Here is an 18,619-nt window from a genome sequence, read left to right as displayed (position 1 = left end):
CACCTTATGCTTCTTTCAGGCCCATAACAGCATTCTGCAAATCCTTCAAAAGCTTTGGATTTGGCGTATTCAGGATTTTCTGCATATCCAGACAAATCTCAACCTTGCAATCCTTCAACGCATTTTCTACCTGACCAATGCTCTGACCACCCCAGCCATAGGAACCAAAGGCAAAGCCCTTCAATCCCTTTGGTGCCAAGCCCTTCATGTAGCAAAGGAATCCTGCAATGCTAGGCATCATATTGTTATTCAGGGTTGGAGAGCCAACAGCAATATATTTAGCATCCAAAAGTTCTGTCATAACATCAGAAATATGGTCACAACGCAAATCAAAAAGTACAGGCTTAATACCAATATGATAGAAAGCATCCGCTACATTTTTGGCCATAATCTCAGTTGTATGCCACATGGTATCAAATACTACCACAGCCTTATCGGTTTTCTGGAAGCTGCTCCAATCCTGATAGGCCTTGATAATATCCTCAATATTGGTACGCCAGGATACACCATGACCAGTGGCAATCATGCTGATTTTCAGGCCTGCCAAAGCACTGATGGCTTTCTGAGCCTGCATACCATATGGCATCAGAATATTGGCATAGTATTTCTTGGCCTGATGCATAACCTCATCCAAATTACGCTCATCAGCAAAGCGCTCAGTGGTAGCCAGATGCTGACCAAAACCGTCGTTGGAGAACAAAATCTCCTCCTCAGGGCAATAGGTTACCATGCTATCTGGCCAATGCAGCATAGGAGTAGGTACAAACTGCAAAGTACGCTTGCCCAGAGACAAGGTATCCCCTGCCTTAACAGTAATATAATCCTTTTCTCCATAACGGCCAGTCAGCCCCTTTAGACCGTTAGGATCGCTGGTAATAATTTTAGCATTAGGACACTGCTGAGACATAAAAGGAATACCGCCAGAATGGTCAGGCTCCACATGATTGGAAACAATGTAGTCAATCTTGGCAGGGTCCACAATATTGCGAATACGACCTAGCATTTCAAGGCAAAAAGGCGCCTTCACCGTATCAATCAAAGTAATCTTTTCGTCCATAATTAGATAAGCATTATAGGTTGAACCTTTTTCTGTGCTATAGCCGTGGAAGCTGCGCATGGAATAATCCATAGAGCCCACCCAATAAATATCTTTTTTAATCTCCACAGGTAACATAAAATAAACCACCTTTCCGCAAAAAAGCCTTTAAGGATTTGCCCTTTTGTCAGGCAATATCCATCCGAAATTTGTTGTACAATCTCTACTTCATTTATATAGAAAAATACTCTGGATGTCAAGATAATTAATTCTTTATCCAACCATATTTATAAAGCAGTGGTATATATTGCAGCCGCTCCCAAAAATCCTTGTTGGTTTCGCTGGTATGGAATACCGGCACTCGCTCCAAGGCATAAACATTGCTGTCCCGACTGACATTATCGTATTTAATGGTAAAAGCCCCCTTATAGCCAGCTTCCTTTACCAGCTCTGCAATATGAAGATTATAGGTTCCAGTAGGATAGGCCATAAAATCAGAATCTATGCCCAGCTTTTCCTTGATGGTCTGCCTGGATTTAACCAGCTCCTTGGTAATATCCTCGTCGCTGGCCTCAGTCATGGACTTGTGACTATAGGTGTGAGATTCAATATTAAAGCCTGCCTCCAAAAGTTCCTTGGCCTGATCCCAGGTAAGATAATTGTCATATACCCCCAGAAAACCTGTAACCACGAAAATAGTACCTTTCATACCATATTTTTTCATAATAGGAAAGGCATTGGTATAATTATCCTTGTAGCCATCATCAAAAGTAATCAGCACCGGCTTCTCCGGCAAATCTGCCCCATTGGCCACAAAATCGTATAGTTGTCCCGGCGTAATACAGGTAAAGCTGTATTCCTGCAGCCATTTCATATGCTGTTCAAAGTCATCCAAAGTAACAGATAGGGATTTGTGCTCATTGGCGATTTTGTGATAATTCAGCACCAGAACAGTCCGATTATCCTGTTCTACAGTTACTGCCGAAACAGGCAGAGTCTCCTCCTCCTGCTTTTCCTGCCAAAGGTGACCACCAGCCACCAACATCAGGCCAATAATCACCACACCCATAAAAATCAAAAATTCCTTGCTGGACAGCCTGGCCAGCTTTTCCTTTAACATCCCCATGACATTCTCCTAAACTATTTTCACTAACGCTAATCATATCACTTTATGTACAAGACACATATATTATTATACATTTTTTGCCCAAAAACTCAATCTATGATATAATAATTTAGTTATCAAGAGACTCTCAAAGGAGGAATTTATATGATGATTACCAAAGATATGTCCATTATGGAAGTTGTTACTAACTATCCTGATACTGTACCTGTATTCATGCAGTCTGGCATGGGCTGCATCGGCTGTGCCGCTGCTCATTTCGAGAACATTGAGCAAGGTGCTTTGGCTCACGGCATTGACGTTGATGAGCTGATTACTGCTCTCAACGATGTAGTGCCTCAGCAGTAAAACAAAAAACGACAGTCAGCTCCTCGGAGTTGACTGTCATTTTTTTGCTAAAATTTAATTACAGCTTAATCTCTGCTGCTTTTTTCAAGGTTTCTCTTGCCTCAGCTACCAGATTTTCCATAATCACAGCCATAGGCTCAATCTTTTTCAATGGAGTCAAGCTCTGACCGGCCTGCATCATGCCGTTTTCCACATCACCATCAACTGCTGCCAGCTTGTTGGTGCCAGTGGCCTTCTCCAGAAGAGTTGCCTTGTCTGCTTTGCCTGAGAATTCCAAGGCCTGATATTCTTCAGCAAATTTGTTTTTGATACCTCGAACAGCACTCTTGATAGTCTGACCAGTAACAATGGTATCAGTATCCACAGCCTCAATCAGCTTCTGCTTCATATTATTGTGAACTGGACATTCCTCAGCAATCAGGAAGCGGGTGCCAATCTGCACACCAGCAGCTCCCATCAGCAATGCGGCTGCAATACCCCGGCCATCAGCAAAGCCACCAGCCATAACCACTGGAATATCTACCTCTGGAATAACCTGAGTCATAAGAGCCATAGTAGTCAATACGCCAATATGACCGCCGGCCTCCATGCCCTCTACCACAATAGCATCTGCCTTATTATCCTGCAAGCGTTTGGCCAGCTTAACATTAGGTACTACAGGAATCACCTTGATACCTGCCTGGTGGAGAGGCTCCACATAGGGTACAGGATTGCCTGCTCCCAAAGTAACAAAGGCTGGCTTTTCCTCAATAATAACCTTGACAATATCCTCTTTGTTAGGAGCCATCAGCATAACATTAACACCAAAAGGCTTGTCTGTCAGCTGACGACATTTGCGGATTTCCTCTCTTACATAATCAGTGGTGCGACCGCCGCAGGAAATAATACCTGCACCGCCAGCATTGGATACAGCCGCTGCCATAACCGCATCAGATATCCAAGCCATACCTCCCTGAATAATTGGATATTTGATTCCCAGCACATCACAAATACTCTTTGCCATAATAGATCCCTCACTTTTACCTTATTTTATACTAATTCAGCAATCTCATAGAGCAGCTTCTCAGAATCAGCCCAGCCCAGGCATGGATCTGTAATAGATTTGCCGTAGCAATGCTCACCAATCTTCTGATTGCCTGGCTCAATATAGCTTTCAATCATAAGTCCCTTTACCAGCTTCTTAATGTCATCAGCATGGTTACGGCTATGAATAATCTCCTTGGCAATGCGAATCTGCTCCTGATACTTTTTACCAGAATTGCTGTGATTGGTATCTACAATACAAGCTGGATTCTGCAAATCACGCTGAGCGTAAAGATCGCTTAATAAACGAAGGTCCTCATAATGATAGTTTGGCAGATTCTGACCATGCTTGTTCACGGAACCACGAAGAATAGTATGAGCCAATGGATTGCCTGGGGTATGGGCTGCATAGTTGCGGAAAATGAAATCATGAGGCACCTGAGCAGCTACTACGGAATTTAACATAACGCTTAAATCGCCGCCAGTTGGATTCTTCATACCTACAGGTACATCACAGCCACTGGCTACCAGACGATGATACTGGTTTTCAGATGAACGAGCACCTACAGCAATATAGGACATAATATCAGACAGATATGGCAGATTATCTGGATACAGCATTTCGTCTGCTGTAGAGAAGCCTGTTTCCTGCAGCACCTTCATGTGAAGATGACGAATAGCAATAATACCCTCCAGCAAATCTGGCTTTTTCTCTGGATCTGGCTGATGCATCATACCCATATATCCCTCGCCAGTTGTCCTAGGCTTGTTAGTGTAGATACGAGGAATGATAATCAGCTTGTCCTTGGTTTTTTCCTGTACATCTACCAGGCGGGAAACATAGTCCAGAACAGCTTCCTCATTGTCGGCTGAGCATGGTCCGATAATAGCTATAAATTTATCGCTTTCACCAGTAAAGACCTTGCGAATTTCCTCATCTCGCTCCTGCTTCTTGGCTGCCAGCTCTGGTGCCAGTGGTAATTGCTGACGAATTTCTTCCGGTGTTGGTAATTTGGTTACAAAGGTGAATCCCATATATATTGCTCCTTTCAATTCAAGGGCAGGTTAAGCTAAAAGTCCCCCGCTGAAAATTGTTCTCTACTATTATAACACGATTCCTATGATAAAATAAAGTAAAGTCCACCTTACCAGAATAATTTATCAGATGAATTTTTATGAAAAAAGACTGCTCCCCATTATACACCAAGGAACAGTCCCTTTAATTTGAAATTATTTATTTTTTTGCAAGAAATTATATACAGCACCCATTAGGTTTGCATCGTTGCCATGCTCCGCCCTTACTACCTGAGGACAGATTCTGGCAATTTTTACCTTGGCTAAAATGCTGTGGATATAGCGGTTGATATTTTCAGCAAAATCCGGACGCTCACTAATAGCTCCGCCAATAACGAACAACTCAGGATCCACGCAATATTGGATATTATAGATAGCTATTGCCAAAGCCTCATACATTTCCTCAACAGCCTTATGGGCTATCTCATCTCCAGTCTCCTGCAGGGCAAAAACATCCTTGCCATTCAGGGCATTCTTATCCAATCCCTTGGCCAGAGACACCTTCTCTGCCAAGGCTATGGTAGAAGCTGCATTACTGAGCGTAGTTCCCTTATCATCCATAACCATATAACCAAATTCGCCACCATGAAGATGCATACCGTGATGAATCTGCTTATTTTTAACCACAGCACCACCAACACCGGTGCCAATAACCAGGAATACTACATCCTGGCAGAGCTTGGCCACTCCCAGCCAAGCCTCTCCCAGCGCCGCACAATTAGCATCATTTTCCATAGCCACTGGCAGGAAAAGCTTTTCACCCAAGGCCCTCTTAATGGGAAAATCATGAATATATGGCAAAGCACTGGTACCGCCAATGATACCTGCAGCATCATCCACAGCTCCCGGCAGACTAAAGGCAGCTCCTATTAGCTTGTACTTCACAGCCAAGCTTTCCTTTACCTGTATCAATTCATTATAAAAATCATCCAAATTATCCGGTGTATCCACACTACCCTTTGTTAAAATCTCTCCATCTGCTGTCATCACAGAAAACTTTATACTGCTGCCTCCAACATCAAATGCCAAAATTGCCATCTAAACCACCTTCACTTCCTTGATTTCTCATTAATCAGCCTCTATTTCTCCCAGGGAGCAATTTATCTACAGCCAAAGGAATTATTTAACTGCTTGTATATCGTCAAAATACATAACAGAATCTACGGTCTTTTCACCCACTGTATTACAGTAAATCCCAAAATGCTTAATATTAGCAGGCTCCAAACGTCCTCCATTCTTTCCCTTGAAGGAATCAAATGGCAATATTATCAGCTTTTGTCCCATGCCATCAGGCTTCAGCCAAAACTGCAGACCACGACAGCCACTCCAATTTACATTTTTTAAGCTCTTGACAATACCTGCATAGCCACCTTTGTTAATACTATACTGGAAAGCTAGTCCATTCGTTCCACCATGCTTTTCCCCAGACAGCTTCGGCACTACTGTACAACCAGAGCCGGTATTGGCATTATAGGCCCCACCGAGCAAACCATTATCGCCATAATAATTATCAAAATCATCTACCAATAAAGGATTTTCTGCAGGAGCAGCCATATTCAACAGTACAGGCACCTTATCTGATAGGCCGCCACCTACCATTACCTCCACACTGGCAATCTGGGCTCCCAGACTGCTAACCTCTGCCTTGCTTAGAACAGCCTTGGCCAGATTATTTTCTGCCACCGCTGGAATTTCACGCAGCAGCTTGCCAGCCTTATCCCTGATAACAAATGCTACGCTATCATTTCTACCACCTAACTTTGCTACTAGCTGTAAATCCCCCAGCACCCGCTGATAGGAGCTAGGCGCCAGCAGATAAGCATAAGCATCCTTTGCCACAGATTTCTTCACGGCAATCTTGGTAAAATCAGCCGATTCATTCATAAATACAGAGGCATCTTTATTATAAAATATAATAAAGCCATTGGAAAGCTCCTGGCCCCTATTTTTGCTTATCATATAAGGCTGGTCAAAATTCGTATCCTTAACCTCCCACGACTAAAGTCGCGGGGTTCCCAGCCAAGAATCCTAACGGATTCAGATACACTGGGCTATCCCCGTAGTTCCTACGGTTCTTACATATGTTATGCTCCTCTCTCATAATACCAATTAATCATCTATAAGTTTTCTTCTTTTATCTACATTACTTATTATAATCATAAACATACACTATTTCAAATAAAAGTTATATCTTTTTTTATTTTTAAGTTCTGTTATTAGATGTTTTGTTGTATTTTTTTATATTAAAAAAGCATAATAAAAAGGGAGACACCCTTAAAGGATGCCTCCCTCATGTCGTACTATAAATAACCGATTAGCCGATTACAGCCAGAACATCGCCGGACTGTACAGCCTGGCCAGCTGCTACGTTGATAGCCTTTACAGTGCCGTCAACAGGAGCAACGATCTCATTCTGCATCTTCATAGCCTCAAGAATGAGAACTACTTCGCCAGCCTTTACAGCCTGGCCAACAGATGCTACCAGCTTAATAACCTTGCCTGGCATTGGTGCATTAACAGCGGACTCGCCAGCTGCAGGTGCTGCTGCTGGAGCGGCTGGTGCTGCAGGTGCAGGTGCTGCTGGAGCTGCTACTGGAGCAGGTGCAGGTGCTGCTGGAGCCTTAGGAGCCTTAGGAGCTGCTGCCTTTACTTCCTCAACCTCAACCTCATAGGCAGTGCCATTTACAGTAATGTTGAACTTTTTCATCTAATGTACCTCCAAATTTTAATGATACTAGCTATCTCTTACAATGGAATATTACCATGCTTCTTAGCAGGCATGGACTCACGCTTGCTTGCACAAGCATTCAAAGCAGTAATAATCAATGGACGGGTCTCGCATGGCTCAATTACCATATCAGCATAGCCACGCTCAGCAGCCTTGTATGGAGTAGCAAACTCATCTACATAGTCCTGAGTATTCTTAGCCTTCTGCTCTGGCTCATCACGCTTGAAGATAATATTAGCTGCACCAGCAGGGCCCATAACTGCAATCTCAGAAGTAGGCCATGCCATAACCTGATCAGCACCCAGCTCACGGCAGCACATAGCAATGTAGGAACCACCATAGGCCTTACGAGTGATAACAGTAATCTTTGGCACAGTAGCCTCAGAGTATGCATACAGCATCTTGGCACCATGACGGATAATACCGCCATGCTCCTGACCAACACCTGGCAGGAAGCCTGGTACATCTACCAGATTTACCAGAGGAATGTTGTAGGCATCGCAGAAACGGATAAAACGTGCAGATTTATCAGATGCATCAATATCCAGGCAGCCACCCATAACCTTTGGCTGGTTGGCAATAATACCAACAGTACGGCCATCAAAGCGGGCAAAGCAGCAAATGATATTGGTAGCGAAATGCTGATGAACCTCATAGAACTGGCCATCATCAACCAGCATCCTGATAACATCCTTCATGTCATAAGGAGCATTTGGATTGTCAGGAATAACAGTGTTCAGCTCTGGATCCATACGGTTTGGATCATCATTGGTAGCAACGATAGGAGTCTCCTCCATGTTGTTGCTTGGCAGGAAGCTCAGCAGATAACGAATCTGCTGGATGCAGTCATCCTCATTAGCTGCTACAAAATGAGCAACACCGGACTTGGAGTTGTGAGTTACTGCACCACCCAGAGCCTCAGCAGTTACTTCCTCATAGGTTACGGACTTAATAACTGCAGGACCAGTAATGAACATCTGGGAAGTCTTATCTACCATGTAGATAAAGTCAGTAATAGCTGGAGAATATACAGCACCGCCAGCACATGGACCCATGATTACGGAAATCTGAGGAATTACGCCAGATGCAGCAGTGTTGCGATAGAAGATACCTGCATAACCAGACAGAGCATCTACAGCCTCCTGAATACGAGCACCACCGGAATCATTAATGCCGATAATAGGTGCGCCCATCTTCATAGCCAGATCCTGAACCTTCCAGATTTTCTTGGCATGCATCTCACCCAGAGAACCACCCTCAACGGTGAAGTCCTGTGCAAATGCATATACCAGACGGCCGTCAACAGTACCATAACCGGTAACAACGCCCTCAGCTGGCAAATCCTTCTTCTCCTGACCAAAGTTGGTGCAACGATGCTTTACGAACTGATCCAGCTCAATAAAGGAGCCTTCATCAAAAAGCTTTTCCAGACGCTCACGAGCAGTCATCTTGCCTTTTGCATGCTGCTTCTCAATGCGCTTCTCACCACCGCCCTGAAGGATATGTGCCTTCTTGGCGTTCATAAGTTCAATTTTTTCCTGAACTGTAGCCATTTTTTACCTCCTCAACAGCCCTATAATTGGCTGAGTTATTTATCTGTCCTCGTGCTGGCAGAGCTCCAGGAGCACGCCAAAGGTGGATTTTGGATGTACAAATGCAATATCTGCACCGCCTGCACCCTTACGAGGCTTGGTATCAATCATTCTGATGCCCTTTTCCTGCAATTCTGCAATAGCAGCAGGGAGATCATCTACACGGAGAGCAATGTGCTGAATACCGCCACGGCCGCCGTTCTTTTCAATAAATTTAGCAATTGGGCTATCTGGTTCAGTTGCTGCCAAAAGCTCAATCTCGGAGCCATTTGGAGTTGGATTGAAAGTAGTAGTAACCTTCTGCTCAGCTACAGTTTCCTGACCAGTGCAAGGAAGTCCGATTGCAGTCCAGAAGTTCTGAGTCTCTTCCAAATCATTTACAGCAACACCAATGTGATCTACACCTAAAATCTTGAATGCCATTTAGCATACCCCCTAAAATACAATTACTCTTTTAGCATATCATGCATAACATCAGCTACTACAGTATAAGGATCGGTTTCCCGACGCTTAATCTGCTCTACATATTCATCCAGCTTGCCGGTTTCATCCAGCTTGCCAGTAATATACTTGCCAATGTTGCTATGTAGAACATCCAGCATTTCATTCTTGGAACGCTCAGTGCGACGTTTCTGGAGAATTCCTGTCTCACTGATGTACTTGAAATGCTTTTCGATATTCTCAACAGTTTCAGTGATGCCTTCATTCTGACTGGCTATAACCTTTTGGATAGGCGGCCGCCATGTGTTTCCTACAGCATGCTTGGCCACATTGAGATGGTGGAACTGATCAGCTAAGGCTTTCTCAGTATCGGTCTGTTCCATCTGCATGCCATGAGCATCCAAATCCAGCATCATATTCAGTTCGCGAACCAGCTTGTCAGCGCCATCATGGTCTGCCTTGTTGATAGTGAATACATCACCAATCTCCAAGATACCTGCCTTGATAGCCTGAATATCATCACCCATGCCAGGGATTAACACAACCATGGTTGTATCCGCAGCCTTCACGATGTCAACCTCAGACTGTCCTACACCTACGGTCTCAACAAAAATAATGTCCTTACCGAAGGCATCCATTGCCTTGATGGCATCCGCAGTCTTATGTGACAATCCACCCAGGCTGCCGCGGGTTCCCATACTACGAATGAAAACACCCTCGTCCATAGTTAGGCTATTCATACGAATACGATCACCTAGGATAGCACCACCAGTAAATGGGCTCGTAGGATCTATGGCAATAATACCAACAGTCTTTCCCTGAGCACGATAAGCCTTAGCCAGCTTATCAGTCAAGGTACTTTTGCCTGCTCCCGGAGGCCCGGTAATTCCCAGAACAAAAGCGTGACCAGTATGAGCATAAAGCCGCTTCATTATGTCCACAGCTTCATCATACTCATTTTCAATAGCAGTGATAGCACGGGATAAAGCTAGCCGGTTGCCTTTTAACAATTCTTCTACAATGTCCATTCTGCACCACCAATAAGTACAATGACACAGGGGCCAGATATCCAGAGCAGCCTCTAAAGACTCCTCCGGATAATGACCGCCTCTGTCAAAATTATTTACTAAAGCTTATTTTACGTTAGCCTTGATAAAGTCTACAATAGCGCTGGTAGGAGTACCAGGAGTAAATACCTCTGCTACGCCTGCTTCCTTCAGAGCTGGAATATCAGTCTCAGGAATAACACCGCCGCCGATAATCAGAACATCATCCATGCCCTTCTCCCGAACCAGATTTACAACCTTAGGGAACAGATGTGGATGAGCACCGGAAAGAATAGACATTGCTACAACATTTACGTCCTCCTGCAGAGCTGCCTCAGCAATCTGCTCAGGAGTCTGACGAAGACCAGTATAAATAACCTCAAAACCTGCATCACGGAGTGCACGGGCAACAACCTTAGCGCCACGATCATGGCCATCCAGGCCTGGCTTTGCAACTAAAACTCTAATACGCTTTTCCATTTCTATGTACCTCCAACTACTAATTACAGATTTACATGAGCCTCATACTCACCAAATACTTCACGCATTACACCGCAAATCTCACCGAGAGTTGCATATGTGTGTACAGCCTTCAAAATGTGTGGCATAAGGTTCTCATTCTCATCCTGGCAAGCAGCCTTCAGGTCAGCCAAAGCAGCCTTTACAGCATCATTGTCACGCTTAGCCTTCATGGCATGGAGACGCTCACACTGAGCAACACCAACAGAGGCATCTACCTTCAGCAGGCCCTTTGGAGGTTCTTCCTCAACCTGGAACTTGTTAACACCAACGATGGTCTTTGCACCAGACTCAACATCCATCTGCCACTTGTAAGCAGAATCCTGAATTTCCTTCTGGATGTAGCCCTTCTCAATAGCAGCAACAGCACCGCCGATTTCATCAATCTTGTTAATGTATTCCCATGCTTCCTTCTCAATCTTGTTGGTGAGAGCCTCTACATAGTAGGAACCAGCCAATGGATCAATTACATCAGCCAGACCAGACTCATAAGCAACAATCTGCTGGGTGCGGAGAGCGATCATTACGGATTCCTCAGTTGGCAGAGCCAAAGCCTCATCACGGGAGTTGGTGTGGAGGGACTGAGTACCACCCATAACAGCAGCTGCAGTCTGCAGAGCAACACGAACGATGTTGTTGTTAGGCTGCTGTGCAGTCAACATGGAGCCTGCAGTCTGAGTATGAACACGCAGCATCATGGACTTTGGCTTCTCAGCGTGGAAACGCTCCTTCATAACCTTAGCCCATACGCGGCGGGAAGCGCGGAACTTAGCAACTTCTTCCAGAACGTTGTTATGTGCATTCCAGAAGAAGGAGAGACGGCCTGCGAAATCATCAATGTGCAGACCAGCCTTAATAGCAGCCTCGCAATATGCAATACCATCAGCAATGGTAAATGCAATTTCCTGAGAAGCAGTAGAGCCTGCCTCACGGATATGATAACCGGAAATAGAAATAGTATTCCACTTTGGAACGTTCTTGGAGCAATACTCAAAGATATTGGTAATCAGACGCATGGATGGACGTGGAGGGAAGATATAAGTACCACGAGCAGCATACTCCTTCAAAATATCGTTCTGAATAGTACCCTTCAGCTGGTCAGCTGGTACACCCTGCTTCTCTGCAACAGCGATGTACATAGCCAACAGAACGGATGCAGGTGCGTTGATAGTCATGGAAGTGGAAACCTTGCCCAGGTCAATCTTGTCGAAGAGAACTTCCATATCAGCAAGGGAGTCAATAGCAACACCAACCTTGCCTACCTCGCCCTCAGAAATAGCATCATCGGAATCATAACCAATCTGAGTAGGCAGGTCGAAAGCACAAGACAAACCAGTAGCACCGGACTCAATCAAATAGCGATAACGCTTGTTGGACTCTGCAGCAGTGGAGAAACCTGCATACATACGCATAGTCCAGAAACGACCGCGATACATAGTAGGCTGTACACCACGAGTATATGGATACATACCAGGGAAGCCAATTTCATCGGCATAGTCAGTATCCTTAATATCCAATGGAGTGTACAAACGCTGCTCTGGCAGGTGTGGACGCTCTGGGAAGCGGGAAATTGCCTTCTCTACGCTGGCATTATATTTCTCTAAACCAGCCTGAATTTTTTCATTGCTCATAATTTTAAAAACCCCCTATTATTTTTTCATGGTACCGGTTTCCTGGAATCTTTCATGCCAGGAAAGTGCTTCAGTGAGAATATGAGGAGTGTGGGCCTGTTTGGTCTCTTTCAAAGCTCTCTCATAATAATCCATCAGCATTGGCTTGTAGTCAGGATGTGCACAGTTCTCAATGATAACCTTTGCTCTCTGACGAGGAGACAAACCACGCAGGTCTGCCAAACCCTGCTCGGTAACAATAATATCAACATCATGCTCAGTGTGGTCAATATGAGAGCACATAGGCACGATAGAAGAAATTGCGCCACCTTTGGCAGTGGAAACTGTAAAGAATACAGTCAGGTAAGCATTACGGGCGAAGTCGCCGGAGCCGCCAATACCATTCATCATCTTGGAGCCCATGATGTGAGTGGAATTAACATTGCCGTAGATATCGCACTCAATAGCGGTATTCATAGCGATAATACCAATACGACGTGCAATCTCAGGGCTATTAGCAACCTCCTGCGGACGCAGTACGATATGCTTTCTGTATTCCTTGATATTCTTGTAGAAACGCTCCAATCCCTCTGGAGATGGGCTTAAAGCAGTACCGGAAGCAAAGGACAGCTTGCCTGCATCAATCAGATCAAACATACCATCCTGAATAACCTCGGTAAATACTGTCAAATCCTTCAAATCAGAATCAACAAAACCGCTGATAACTGCATTGGCTACTGCACCTACACCAGACTGCAATGGCAGCAGATTCTTTGGCATACGGCCAGCAGCAACCTCCTTGTGGAGAAGCTCAATGAAATTCTGAGACATCTTGCGGGAATTCTCATCAATCTCACCCAATGCACGAGTATGATCTGGAATATCGCAAGGTACGATAAACTTAATCTTATCAGGTGTGCATGGAATATAAGGTGTGCCGATTCTGTCATTTGGCTTTACGATTGGAATTGGCAGACGATTTGGAGGATCAAGAGGTACATAAACATCGTGCATGCCCTCCAGCTCCATAGGCTGAGTGGTGTTAACCTCTACAATAACTACATCTGCAGTCTCCACATAGGATGCACTGTTACCCATAGAGGTGGTAGGAATAATATTACCCTCCTCAGTAATAGCACAAGCCTCTACAATGGCTACATCAATTTTGCCACCAAGGAAGCCGTAACGAGCCAACTGAGCAGACTCGGACAGATGCAGATCGCAATAATCAATCTTGCCGCTGTTAATGGCGTTTCTCATATCCTTGTTGGTCTGGTATGGCATACGGAACTTAATACCATTGGCTCTTGCCAGTGCACCATCCTCTTCGTCGCCGGTGGATGCACCTGTCCAGAGATTAATCTGGAAATGTTCCTTCTCCATACGGGCTGCCAAGGCCATTGGAACTGCCTTTGGATAGCCGGATGGGGTGAAGCCGCTGGTACCAACATTCATGCCTGGCTTAATGAAAGCAGCTGCCTCTTCTGCAGTTACGATCTTTGCCTGTAATTCTTTGTTGCGTACACGATTGAGAATATCAATCATCAAAAATCTCCCCCTGTATATACCTAAAATCTGCTATGAATTTTATGCCGATGACTAAGGTTGCTCAGTTTATAACTAAAAGTTATCGTCTTATCAAGGACAAGTTATCATAAAATTCACAGTACATATTAACCTTATTTAAAAGGATACCACTATACACAAATTCAGTCAAGTAGTGGTTTTGCTGATAGTTTTATGGTTTTTGAACATTTGTAAAAATGTATTTACCCACTGAAATAATGTATTGTACTGATGTACTTTATCTTATTTTATATTGCAAATTTATGCAGTACAAAGCTTACTATAACTCATAGTAATTGATTGAACCAACTTACACAAATATTATACCACAAATTCAAAATTTGTACTAATCTGTAGAAAAAAATTCTTATTCTTTCTCATTATATGTATGACAAATTTATTTCCCGTGAAATTTTGGCAAAAAAAAACTTCTCATTTCTGAGAAGTTCTGATTACAAATGGTCGGAGCGACAGGATTCGAACCTACGACCCCCTGGTCCCAAGCCAGGTGCTCTACCAAACTGAGCTACGCCCCGATTTTAACTTCGTCTCGCGCCATCATACTTCATTATTTCATCGTCGTACTGATGCGAAACACAAGCAAGCTATATATGAAATCGTTGTTGTCAAAAAATGGTGCGACTGGAGGGATTCGAACCCCCGACCCACGGCTTAGAAGGCCGTTGCTCTATCCAACTGAGCTACAGACGCGAAAAGTGGTCGGAGCGACAGGATTCGAACCTACGACCCCCTGGTCCCAAGCCAGGTGCTCTACCAAACTGAGCTACGCCCCGACAACGCAAGAAATATTATGCCACATCTTTCAAACTCTGTCAAGCATTTTTTTGCTTTTTTCAAAATTCGTCTTTAGCTCTTTCCTGCACAACATTGGTAATTATAACACTATCATCTCAAAAATGCAAGCATTTATTCAATAATTTTTTGTAATTTTTCTCTAACAGCCATAATTTCTTCCCAGGTGGTCAAGGCATGTTCTGGCATTCTACCTGCTCTAAACTCCTCCACAATGCTTATGACTAAATCATATACCGGGGTAATCCCCATATTGGCACTAATACCCTTTAAGTCATGAGCTGCCCCAAAAGCCGCCTTCACATCACCAGCCTTGATAGCTTCACCCAATTCCCCAAAGGATTCATCATGTATATATTTTGTAAAGCATTTTCCGTAAAAATCCTCATTATTCAAAAACCTGCCCATGGACTCATTCACCTTACAGCCATAATCGGTAAGTTTATCTATAAGAGCTGACATTACCCGCACCTCCAGAAATTTACCCCATGCTAACGGGTGCTAAGGCTCCCTCCTCTTAGGAGGGAGTTAAGCACCCGTAAAGCTCTGGATTTATTCGACTAAATTCAGTGGGAGTCTAAAGCTCCCACTGAATAAGTCTCATTTTACTTTATCTACATTCTAACAAGATTTTTACTGATTAGCAATATCCTCAAACGCATAAAAGACATCAATTACATCCAGAAATGCTCCATCAAAGCCAGCTGCCAATATCTGGTCCAAATAGGACTGAGGACTTCCCATCAGCATCTTCTGCCAATCCTTACTCCAATATCTAACTCTATAATTGCCTTCCCAATCACCATTGGCAATCCACATCCAGTCAGGAGGATTTGTTTTCCACTTAGGCTGCCAATAAGGACGATAATCCTCTGCCTCCCCTACACTCATATAGGAAGCTACCAGACGTCTGCTGCCACCTGGCTTGTATTGCAGCCTAGCCACATCCTGAGGTGTCAACATGGAGTCCCCATAATAAGCATCTATAATGAGCAAATCATAATTGCTGGCTGCCAAACTAGCAATATAAGACTCCTTAGAGGAAAATGCTTCTGGATTTAACAGTACCAAATAGTTTTTGGCCTGAGACAGCTCTGTGCAGGCCCTATCATTGTTATTATTAGGTGCTTCCTTAGGCAATCTATCCAAATCCCTGCGGGCAGATACCCAACCCAAATAGCCATAATCCCTATCCTCACGATAGGATTTCTGAGTTTCTGGCTTTTCTCGACAGTAATCCAAAACCAAAGGTACTACCCCAGATTTTTTGGCCTCTGCCAATAAATCATGGAAAATTTCCTGATCCTCTACAGGGGTAGGATTATCCATAGCCATATCCCAGCCATAATTTACAGACTCAACCATTACCCCATCCAAATGGGCTTTCATCTTGTCGCAATCATCCTCAGGAAACATTTCATTGCTTTCCATCAGGCCAGCTCCACCATTGGCTATAATGAAAAAATCTCCCTTGCCATGTTCTTGTCCATATTCCTTAATATCACAAATAAGATTGCCCATTTCCTGACGGTAAGCAATCTCCTCCTTATTACTGTTATTGGCGGCAGCAATATTGTGATAAGTATACAGCCCTGCCAGAGAAGCAACAATTCCGGCAGCAGCCAGCAAAATTTTTATGTTCATTTAAAAGCTCCTATTGTAATTCAGCATAACACCCCAGCTGCGATAGTTGGCATCTCCCTGCTGTCGCAATATTCCCCGCTCCATATCCAGGGACAAGCTGTTTTTATCATCCATACGCCAATCATAGCCAAGAGAAACAGAAAACCTCCGCCCAGAGGCACTGATAAGCCTAGTCAAAGGATCATAGCTCTCTCCATCTGCTCGCAGCCAATTGGCAAACAATCTCAGCTGTCTTTTACTATCAAATTGGTGAAAATACCCCGCACCATAATACAGCCGATGAACACCTGAGCCAGGAGCCAAACCATTATCATAGGCTGTACCACCATCAAAGGTCCAGGCGCCATAGGCTCCCCAGGAATCCTTTGGTGTAAACCAGCTGCGATAATACCCCCGCAGCCCAAGGCCATCACCCTCGGTAAAGCTATAATCATTAGCTGTGCCACTAATAGAGGATTTATCACTATTATTCGTATATTGGAATTTCAACATATAATGAGTTTTCTTATCTGTATGCAAATATTCCAGCTCATTAGTCCATTGATTACCGGGATGCGTATTCCCAGTCAGACCATCATAGTCCTCCTCATAAGCTCCTCGGAAGGAATAGGAGCCTCGCCAGGTCATACTGGTATATTTATCCAAATGGCGAACGACTTCCAGGCGAGGGGTAAAATTCCAGCCCTCTCCCAGTCTAGAAACCCTAGCCAGATAATCAGGCACCACAGCATTATTATTTGTCCGGCTGCTTCCTGTAGGCAGATTAACCTCCAAGCCATAACGCACATCATAAACAGGATGCTTATTGGTATACATAGCTGTCAAAGAAGTATCCGTCACCCCTGACATCTCTCCTCCAGCCAAGCCTGTATTGGACATAACATAGGCATTGCTTAAAGAAAAATCATAGTGATTCTTGCTCCAATAAAAGGAATTACCACTGTAGAGCTGATGACCGCTGCATCCCTCCGGTCCCTGCCAGCTATAATATTCCAGGCTCTTTTGTGCCCCCATACCTTCACCAAAATGCAAAAGGCCAAAGCGAGCCAAGTCCTCATCCTTATGAGCCTCATCCAAATCTACTACAGCCTGTTGTCTATTGGTGATAGCTTCATCTTTCTCCTTAGTGCAAATCTTGACATCTTGAATGCAATCCAGTAAATCCTGCTTATTTTGAGCCAACTCTATCTGCAGCTCTATAACATTCTGTCTAGCATCAGCCTCTGCCTCCTCAGCCTCCAGCTGCTGTGCCTTCAACTCATCCAGATACTCACTAACAGAATCGAAATATTCTCTAGCTTCCTCTACCTCTCTGTCCAGCTCAGCCATTCTCTCCCAATAGGCATCCTGTTCAGCCTGAGCCTCAGCAGCATCGTAGCCACCTCCCTCACCGCTGAATCTAGCCTCAATCTCTGGCAGGCGATTACTTTCATAGCCTACCTCCGCCCAGGCCTCCTGAATCCATTGAGCCCGCTGTTCATCACTAGCTGTCCAGCCACCACCAGCCCCTGCACTATAGGGCTGGTCTAAAGCAGCTGCTTCCTGCACATCCACACATTGCTGCAGCTGGGCCTGAGCCTCATACCATGTAGGTAGATAGTCTGCCACAGCTTGCTGGCTGGCAATAGCCTGCTGTGTCAACTCTATACGATTCGCCCTTGCCTCCGTTAGTTCCTTTTCTGTTTCTGCCAAAACTTCCTCTGCCTGCTGCTGGTTGTCCTGAGCCTGCAAAAGATTCTCCTCTGCATCCCGACAGGTCTGGATAGCTTCATCCAAATACTGCTGAGCCAAAGCTACATTGTTGACAGCATCTACCACCCAATCCTTAGCTGCATCATAAGCATTAATGCTTTCCAAGCTATCCTGCATATAATCAAAATCATTATTAATATCCTGTAATACATTCAGCGCAGCATTAGACTGCTGGGGAACACTTACCGCCAAGCTTCCCAAAACAGCAGCTGCAGCTTTTTGACGATTGTGACTGGCTTGCCTGCGCTGCTGCAGTAACAAACGGCGTTGCCGAATTCTGGACATTCGCATTATGTTTTCCTCC

Annotated in this window: 17 protein-coding genes and 3 tRNA genes; 1 reads left to right on the top strand and 19 read right to left on the bottom strand. The window is 44.4% G+C overall.

Going from position 1 to position 18,619, the window contains the following annotated elements:
* Positions 1–4: 4 nt before the first annotated feature.
* Positions 5–1,174: an FprA family A-type flavoprotein gene (locus tag I6E26_RS06785; RefSeq protein WP_235321094.1), complete on the bottom strand. Its 1,170-nt coding sequence runs from the start codon at positions 1,172–1,174 to the stop codon at positions 5–7.
* 127 nt (positions 1,175–1,301) lie between these two features.
* A complete protein-coding gene (locus I6E26_RS06780; RefSeq protein WP_235321093.1) occupies positions 1,302–2,162 on the bottom strand; it encodes a polysaccharide deacetylase family protein in 861 nt (286 codons plus the stop codon).
* Between the two features lie 144 nt (positions 2,163–2,306).
* On the opposite strand from I6E26_RS06780, the gene I6E26_RS06775 reads away from it, so the two are divergent.
* On the top strand, positions 2,307–2,507 hold the full coding sequence (locus I6E26_RS06775; protein WP_235321092.1) for a DUF1858 domain-containing protein: 201 nt from the start codon (positions 2,307–2,309) through the stop codon (positions 2,505–2,507).
* A 58-nt stretch (positions 2,508–2,565) separates the two neighbouring features.
* Here the strand turns inward: I6E26_RS06775 and I6E26_RS06770 are convergent, their stop codons facing one another.
* From I6E26_RS06770 to I6E26_RS06690, 17 genes are all read right to left on the bottom strand, one after another.
* Entirely contained in the window at positions 2,566–3,510 is a 945-nt protein-coding gene (locus tag I6E26_RS06770; RefSeq protein WP_235321091.1) for a nitronate monooxygenase, read from the bottom strand.
* 26 nt (positions 3,511–3,536) lie between these two features.
* On the bottom strand, positions 3,537–4,565 hold the full coding sequence (locus I6E26_RS06765) for a 3-deoxy-7-phosphoheptulonate synthase (protein WP_235321090.1): 1,029 nt from the start codon (positions 4,563–4,565) through the stop codon (positions 3,537–3,539).
* 195 nt (positions 4,566–4,760) lie between these two features.
* A complete protein-coding gene (locus I6E26_RS06760; RefSeq protein ID WP_235321089.1) occupies positions 4,761–5,642 on the bottom strand; it encodes an ROK family protein in 882 nt (293 codons plus the stop codon).
* An 81-nt stretch (positions 5,643–5,723) separates the two neighbouring features.
* Complete coding sequence (locus tag I6E26_RS06755; RefSeq protein WP_235321088.1) at positions 5,724–6,488, bottom strand: carbohydrate binding domain-containing protein; 765 nt, start codon at positions 6,486–6,488, stop codon at positions 5,724–5,726.
* 430 nt (positions 6,489–6,918) lie between these two features.
* Positions 6,919–7,311 carry a biotin/lipoyl-containing protein gene (locus tag I6E26_RS06750; protein ID WP_235321087.1) on the bottom strand — a complete coding sequence of 131 codons (393 nt, stop codon included), beginning with the start codon at positions 7,309–7,311 and terminating at the stop codon, positions 6,919–6,921.
* Positions 7,312–7,349: 38 nt separating this feature from the next.
* Positions 7,350–8,885 carry a methylmalonyl-CoA decarboxylase subunit alpha gene (gene mmdA / locus I6E26_RS06745; protein WP_235321086.1) on the bottom strand — a complete coding sequence of 512 codons (1,536 nt, stop codon included), beginning with the start codon at positions 8,883–8,885 and terminating at the stop codon, positions 7,350–7,352.
* 39 nt (positions 8,886–8,924) lie between these two features.
* On the bottom strand, positions 8,925–9,347 hold the full coding sequence (mce, locus tag I6E26_RS06740) for a methylmalonyl-CoA epimerase (protein ID WP_235321085.1): 423 nt from the start codon (positions 9,345–9,347) through the stop codon (positions 8,925–8,927).
* Positions 9,348–9,370: 23 nt separating this feature from the next.
* Positions 9,371–10,393: a methylmalonyl Co-A mutase-associated GTPase MeaB gene (gene meaB, locus I6E26_RS06735; protein ID WP_235321084.1), complete on the bottom strand. Its 1,023-nt coding sequence runs from the start codon at positions 10,391–10,393 to the stop codon at positions 9,371–9,373.
* A 105-nt stretch (positions 10,394–10,498) separates the two neighbouring features.
* Positions 10,499–10,891, bottom strand: coding sequence for a cobalamin B12-binding domain-containing protein (locus I6E26_RS06730; protein ID WP_235321083.1), 393 nt, complete (start codon positions 10,889–10,891; stop codon positions 10,499–10,501).
* Between the two features lie 23 nt (positions 10,892–10,914).
* Positions 10,915–12,561, bottom strand: coding sequence for an acyl-CoA mutase large subunit family protein (locus I6E26_RS06725; protein ID WP_235321082.1), 1,647 nt, complete (start codon positions 12,559–12,561; stop codon positions 10,915–10,917).
* A gap of 18 nt (positions 12,562–12,579) precedes the next feature.
* A complete protein-coding gene (locus I6E26_RS06720) occupies positions 12,580–14,085 on the bottom strand; it encodes an acetyl-CoA hydrolase/transferase family protein (RefSeq protein WP_235321104.1) in 1,506 nt (501 codons plus the stop codon).
* Between the two features lie 480 nt (positions 14,086–14,565).
* Positions 14,566–14,642: transfer RNA gene (locus tag I6E26_RS06715), tRNA-Pro, on the bottom strand.
* A gap of 98 nt (positions 14,643–14,740) precedes the next feature.
* Positions 14,741–14,817: transfer RNA gene (locus I6E26_RS06710), tRNA-Arg, on the bottom strand.
* 6 nt (positions 14,818–14,823) lie between these two features.
* A tRNA-Pro gene (locus tag I6E26_RS06705) sits at positions 14,824–14,900 on the bottom strand.
* A gap of 133 nt (positions 14,901–15,033) precedes the next feature.
* Positions 15,034–15,381, bottom strand: a complete 348-nt coding sequence (locus I6E26_RS06700) for an Hpt domain-containing protein (RefSeq protein WP_235321081.1) — start codon at positions 15,379–15,381, stop codon at positions 15,034–15,036.
* Between the two features lie 171 nt (positions 15,382–15,552).
* Positions 15,553–16,563 (bottom strand): endo alpha-1,4 polygalactosaminidase, encoded by a 1,011-nt coding sequence (locus I6E26_RS06695; RefSeq protein ID WP_235321080.1) that lies wholly within the window; start codon positions 16,561–16,563, stop codon positions 15,553–15,555.
* Positions 16,564–18,606, bottom strand: coding sequence for a transporter (locus tag I6E26_RS06690; RefSeq protein WP_235321079.1), 2,043 nt, complete (start codon positions 18,604–18,606; stop codon positions 16,564–16,566).
* Positions 18,607–18,619 lie beyond the last annotated feature (13 nt).

The sequence above is a fragment of the Anaerovibrio lipolyticus genome (assembly GCF_021531495.1).
Lineage (GTDB): Bacteria > Bacillota > Negativicutes > Selenomonadales > Selenomonadaceae > Anaerovibrio.
This window is presented reverse-complemented; position numbering and strand designations above follow the sequence as displayed.

Coding starts and splice junctions, on each gene's coding strand:
- I6E26_RS06725 (WP_235321082.1), bottom strand. CDS start 12,561: ATGAGCAATGAAAAAATTCAGGCTGGTTTAGAGAAATATAATGCCAGC.
- I6E26_RS06775 (WP_235321092.1), top strand. CDS start 2,307: ATGATGATTACCAAAGATATGTCCATTATGGAAGTTGTTACTAACTAT.
- I6E26_RS06785 (WP_235321094.1), bottom strand. CDS start 1,174: ATGTTACCTGTGGAGATTAAAAAAGATATTTATTGGGTGGGCTCTATG.
- I6E26_RS06700 (WP_235321081.1), bottom strand. CDS start 15,381: ATGTCAGCTCTTATAGATAAACTTACCGATTATGGCTGTAAGGTGAAT.
- I6E26_RS06755 (WP_235321088.1), bottom strand. CDS start 6,488: ATGAATGAATCGGCTGATTTTACCAAGATTGCCGTGAAGAAATCTGTG.
- I6E26_RS06730 (WP_235321083.1), bottom strand. CDS start 10,891: ATGGAAAAGCGTATTAGAGTTTTAGTTGCAAAGCCAGGCCTGGATGGC.
- meaB (WP_235321084.1), bottom strand. CDS start 10,393: ATGGACATTGTAGAAGAATTGTTAAAAGGCAACCGGCTAGCTTTATCC.
- I6E26_RS06765 (WP_235321090.1), bottom strand. CDS start 4,565: ATGGGATTCACCTTTGTAACCAAATTACCAACACCGGAAGAAATTCGT.
- mce (WP_235321085.1), bottom strand. CDS start 9,347: ATGGCATTCAAGATTTTAGGTGTAGATCACATTGGTGTTGCTGTAAAT.
- I6E26_RS06760 (WP_235321089.1), bottom strand. CDS start 5,642: ATGGCAATTTTGGCATTTGATGTTGGAGGCAGCAGTATAAAGTTTTCT.
- I6E26_RS06695 (WP_235321080.1), bottom strand. CDS start 16,563: ATGAACATAAAAATTTTGCTGGCTGCTGCCGGAATTGTTGCTTCTCTG.
- I6E26_RS06750 (WP_235321087.1), bottom strand. CDS start 7,311: ATGAAAAAGTTCAACATTACTGTAAATGGCACTGCCTATGAGGTTGAG.
- I6E26_RS06780 (WP_235321093.1), bottom strand. CDS start 2,162: ATGGGGATGTTAAAGGAAAAGCTGGCCAGGCTGTCCAGCAAGGAATTT.
- I6E26_RS06690 (WP_235321079.1), bottom strand. CDS start 18,606: ATGCGAATGTCCAGAATTCGGCAACGCCGTTTGTTACTGCAGCAGCGC.
- I6E26_RS06770 (WP_235321091.1), bottom strand. CDS start 3,510: ATGGCAAAGAGTATTTGTGATGTGCTGGGAATCAAATATCCAATTATT.
- I6E26_RS06720 (WP_235321104.1), bottom strand. CDS start 14,085: ATGATTGATATTCTCAATCGTGTACGCAACAAAGAATTACAGGCAAAG.
- mmdA (WP_235321086.1), bottom strand. CDS start 8,885: ATGGCTACAGTTCAGGAAAAAATTGAACTTATGAACGCCAAGAAGGCA.